The 3,411-nt window shown below is 68.7% G+C and carries 4 protein-coding genes; all 4 read right to left on the bottom strand.

Features of this window, described 5'->3' with window-relative positions:
• Positions 1 to 35 precede the first annotated feature (35 nt).
• The 4 genes from DQW06_RS16295 to tsf all read right to left on the bottom strand — a co-directional run bounded on the left by DQW06_RS16295 (position 36) and on the right by tsf (position 3,324).
• Positions 36 to 971: a phosphatidate cytidylyltransferase gene (locus tag DQW06_RS16295; protein WP_013151298.1), complete on the bottom strand. Its 936-nt coding sequence runs from the start codon at positions 969 to 971 to the stop codon at positions 36 to 38.
• Between the two features lie 3 nt (positions 972 to 974).
• A complete protein-coding gene (gene frr / locus DQW06_RS16290; protein ID WP_013151297.1) occupies positions 975 to 1,532 on the bottom strand; it encodes a ribosome recycling factor in 558 nt (185 codons plus the stop codon).
• Between the two features lie 46 nt (positions 1,533 to 1,578).
• The gene (gene pyrH / locus DQW06_RS16285; protein ID WP_036552624.1) at positions 1,579 to 2,304 is read right to left on the bottom strand and encodes a UMP kinase; all 726 of its coding nucleotides are present in this window, start codon (positions 2,302 to 2,304) and stop codon (positions 1,579 to 1,581) included.
• A 183-nt stretch (positions 2,305 to 2,487) separates the two neighbouring features.
• Positions 2,488 to 3,324: a translation elongation factor Ts gene (gene tsf, locus DQW06_RS16280; protein WP_013151294.1), complete on the bottom strand. Its 837-nt coding sequence runs from the start codon at positions 3,322 to 3,324 to the stop codon at positions 2,488 to 2,490.
• Positions 3,325 to 3,411 lie beyond the last annotated feature (87 nt).

Raw genomic sequence — 3,411 nt, 5'->3', positions numbered from 1 at the left:
GGGCCCCCGGGAGGACCCGCCCCGTCCGCCGCCGCCTACAGCAGCAGGCTCAGCACCATCCACGTCACGGGACCGGCGATCAGCAGCGAGTCCAGGCGGTCCATGAGGCCGCCGTGCCCGGGCATGAACCTGCCCATGTCCTTGACCCCGAGGTCGCGCTTGAACAGCGACTCGATGAGGTCCCCGACGGTGGCGGCCAGCACGACCGCCAGGCCCAGGACCACGCCGACCCACCAGGGGCCGTCCAGCATGAGCGTCACGCACAGCGCGCCCGCGACGGCGCAGCCCACGACCGATCCGCCGAAGCCCTCCCAGGTCTTGTTGGGGCTGATCACCGGCGCCATCTTGTGCCGGCCCAGCAGGATGCCGGCGAAGTACCCGCCGATGTCGCTGGAGATCGTCACCACGATGAACGTGACCAGGCGGTACTGGCCGTCCTCGGGATGGGAGATGAGCAGCAGCCACGTGCCGAAGAGGAACGGCAGGTACACCAGGGTGAACAGGTTCGCCGCGACGTCGGCCACGAACCCTTCCGTACCTCCGCGCAGCCGCCACACCAGGGCGACGATCGCGGTCAGCGCGGTCGTGCCCACCAGCCAGTCGGTTCCCCCGAAGTAGGCGGCGACCTGCATGGCCACGCCGCCGACGGCCAGCGGTACCAGTGCCAGGCCCATGCCCTTGCCCGCGAACGCCCGGTTGACCTCGCGCAGGCCGATCAGCACCCCCAGGGAGGTGATGATCGTGAACAGCTGGGGCAGGGGGAAGATGGAGAAGAACACGAGGGCGCCCAGGGCGCACCCGCTGGCGATGGCCACCGGGAGGTTGCGGCCCGTCCGGACCGGCTCACCCCCCGGTTTGTGCAGCACGAAGCGCTGCCCGTCCGGATCGGGACCGCCCCGCGGCCCGCCGCCGGGTCTGTGCTCGGGCGAGCGGTCATCGCCTCCCGAGTCGCTGGAGGAAGGAAGGGTCACCGGCTAAACCTCGAGCAGTTCCGATTCCTTGTGCTTCAGCAGCTCGTCGACGGACGCGACGTACTTCGAAGACAGCTCGTCCAGCTCGGCCTGGGCGCGGTGCGCCTCGTCCTCACCGATGTCGCCGGACTTGACGGCCTTCTCGAAGGTGTCCTTGGCGCGGCGGCGGACGTTGCGGATCGAGACCTTGCTGTCCTCGGCCTTGGTCCGCGCGACCTTGACGTACTCCTTGCGGCGCTCCTCGGACAGCTCGGGGAAGACCACGCGGATGACCTGGCCGTCGTCGGAGGGGTTCACGCCCAGGTCGCTGTTGCGGATGGCGTTGATGATGTCGGTGCGCGAGTTGACGTCGAACGGCGAGATGACCACCATGCGCGGCTCGGGGACCGAGAAGGAGGCCAGCTGGTTGATCGGCGTCCGGGCACCGTAGTAGTCGACGGTGATCTTGTTGAAGGTCGCCGGGGTGGGGCGTCCGGTGCGGATCGTGGCGAAGTCCTCCTTCGCCACGGTCACGGCCTTCTCCATCTTCTCCTCGGCCTCGAGGAGGGTCTCTTCGATCATGTGGGCGCTCCCTGGTGTCGTGGCTTGCTGTGGTCGCGGAGGCTGTCTAGACCGGGGTCGGCCCGACGATGGTGCCGATCTTCTCACCGCGTACCGCGCGCAGGATGTTGCCCTGGCTCATCAGGTCGAACACGACGATGGGCAGCCCGTTGTCCATGCACAGGCTGACCGCGGTGGCGTCCATGACCTTGAGGCCGCGGGTGAGGACCTCGTTGTAGTTGAGCTTGTCGAACTTGACCGCGTCGGGGTTGCGCTGGGGGTCGGAGTCGTAGACCCCGTCGACCTGGGTGCCCTTGAGGACCGCCTGCGCGCCGATCTCCAGCGCGCGCTGGGCGGCGGTGGTGTCGGTCGAGAAGAAGGGTGCGCCCAGACCGGCGCCGAAGATGACCACGCGGCCCTTCTCCAGGTGGCGGACGGCGCGGCGGGGGATGTAGGCCTCGGCGACCTGGCTCATGTGGATCGCGGTCTGCACGCGGGTGTCCACACCGAGCCGCTCCAGGAAGTCCTGGAGGGCGAGGCAGTTGATGACGGTGCCGAGCATGCCCATGTAGTCGGCGCGGCCGCGCTCGATGCCGCCCTCGGTGAGCTGGGCGCCGCGGAACATGTTGCCGCCGCCGACGACCACCGCGACCTGGATGCCCTCGGAGACCGCCTCGGCGATGGACTCGGCCACGTACTGGACGACCTCGGGGTCGATGCCCAGGCCGCCGCCGCCCGCGAACGCCTCTCCGGAGAGTTTGAGCATCACGCGCTTCCACCCGGAACCGTGCATCGCCGGTTCGGTGCTCGTCGCTTCGTTCACAGCCTGTGGCCTCCCTTGTCGTCCCCGAGCGGCACAGGGTCCCCCGAGTGATCCTCGATGCGGTCGGCCGGGCTCACGCGCCCCGCCACCCGCCCATATCCACCGAAGGTGCCGGGGAGCAGTCTCCCCGGCACCTCCATCATCTCAAAACCCTCAGGCCTGGCCGACCTTGAAGCGGACGAAGCGCTTGACGGTCACGCCCGCCTCGTCGACGACCTTCTGGACCGTCTTCTTGTTCTCCTTGACGAACGGCTGGCCGAGCAGCGTCACGTCCTTGAAGTAACCGTTGAGGCGGCCCTCCACGATCTTGGGGATGGCCTGCTCGGGCTTGCCCTCCTCGCGGGTGGTCTGCTCGGCGATGCGGCGCTCGTTCTCCACGACCTCGGCGGGGACGTCGTCCCGACCGATGTACTGCGGGGCCAGCGCGGCGATCTGCTGGGCGAGGTCCTTGCCGACCTCCTCGTCAGCCTTGTCCAGCTCGACCAGGACGCCCATGGTGGGGGGCAGGTCCGGGTCGGACTTGTGGAGGTAGCTGGCGACGTAGGCGCCCTCGAACTTGGCGAAGCGGCGGAACTCCAGCTTCTCGCCGATGACCGCGCTCTTGGCCTCGATGAAGGACTGGAGGGTCTTGCCCGGCTCGATCTCGGCGGCGGCGACGGTGGCGAGGTCGTCGCTGTCCTGGGCGGCGACGAAGTCGGCGACCTGGTCGGCCAGCGCGATGAACTGGTCGTTCTTGGCGACGAAGTCGGTCTCGCAGTTGAGCTCGACGAGGGTGGCCTTGCCTTCGGACTCCTGCTTGAGGACGACCATGCCCTGGGCGGCGGTGCGCTCGGCGCGCTTGCCGACGTCCTTGGCACCCTTGACGCGCAGGGCCTCGACGGCCTTGTCGAAGTCGCCGTCGGCCTCGGTCAGGGCCTTCTTGCAGGCCATCATGCCGGCGCCGGTCATGTCGCGCAGCTTCTTGACGTCCGCGGCGGTGAAGTTCGCCATGACTGTTCTCGGATTCCCTTGGAGTGGAGAGTCTGTACGGAAAGTGAAGCGGATCCGGTCCCGGGCACCGAGCGGCCCCCCCCCCCC

Source organism: Nocardiopsis sp. TNDT3 (assembly GCF_003427465.1).
GTDB classification, from domain to species: domain Bacteria; phylum Actinomycetota; class Actinomycetes; order Streptosporangiales; family Streptosporangiaceae; genus Nocardiopsis; species Nocardiopsis dassonvillei.
This window is presented reverse-complemented; position numbering and strand designations above follow the sequence as displayed.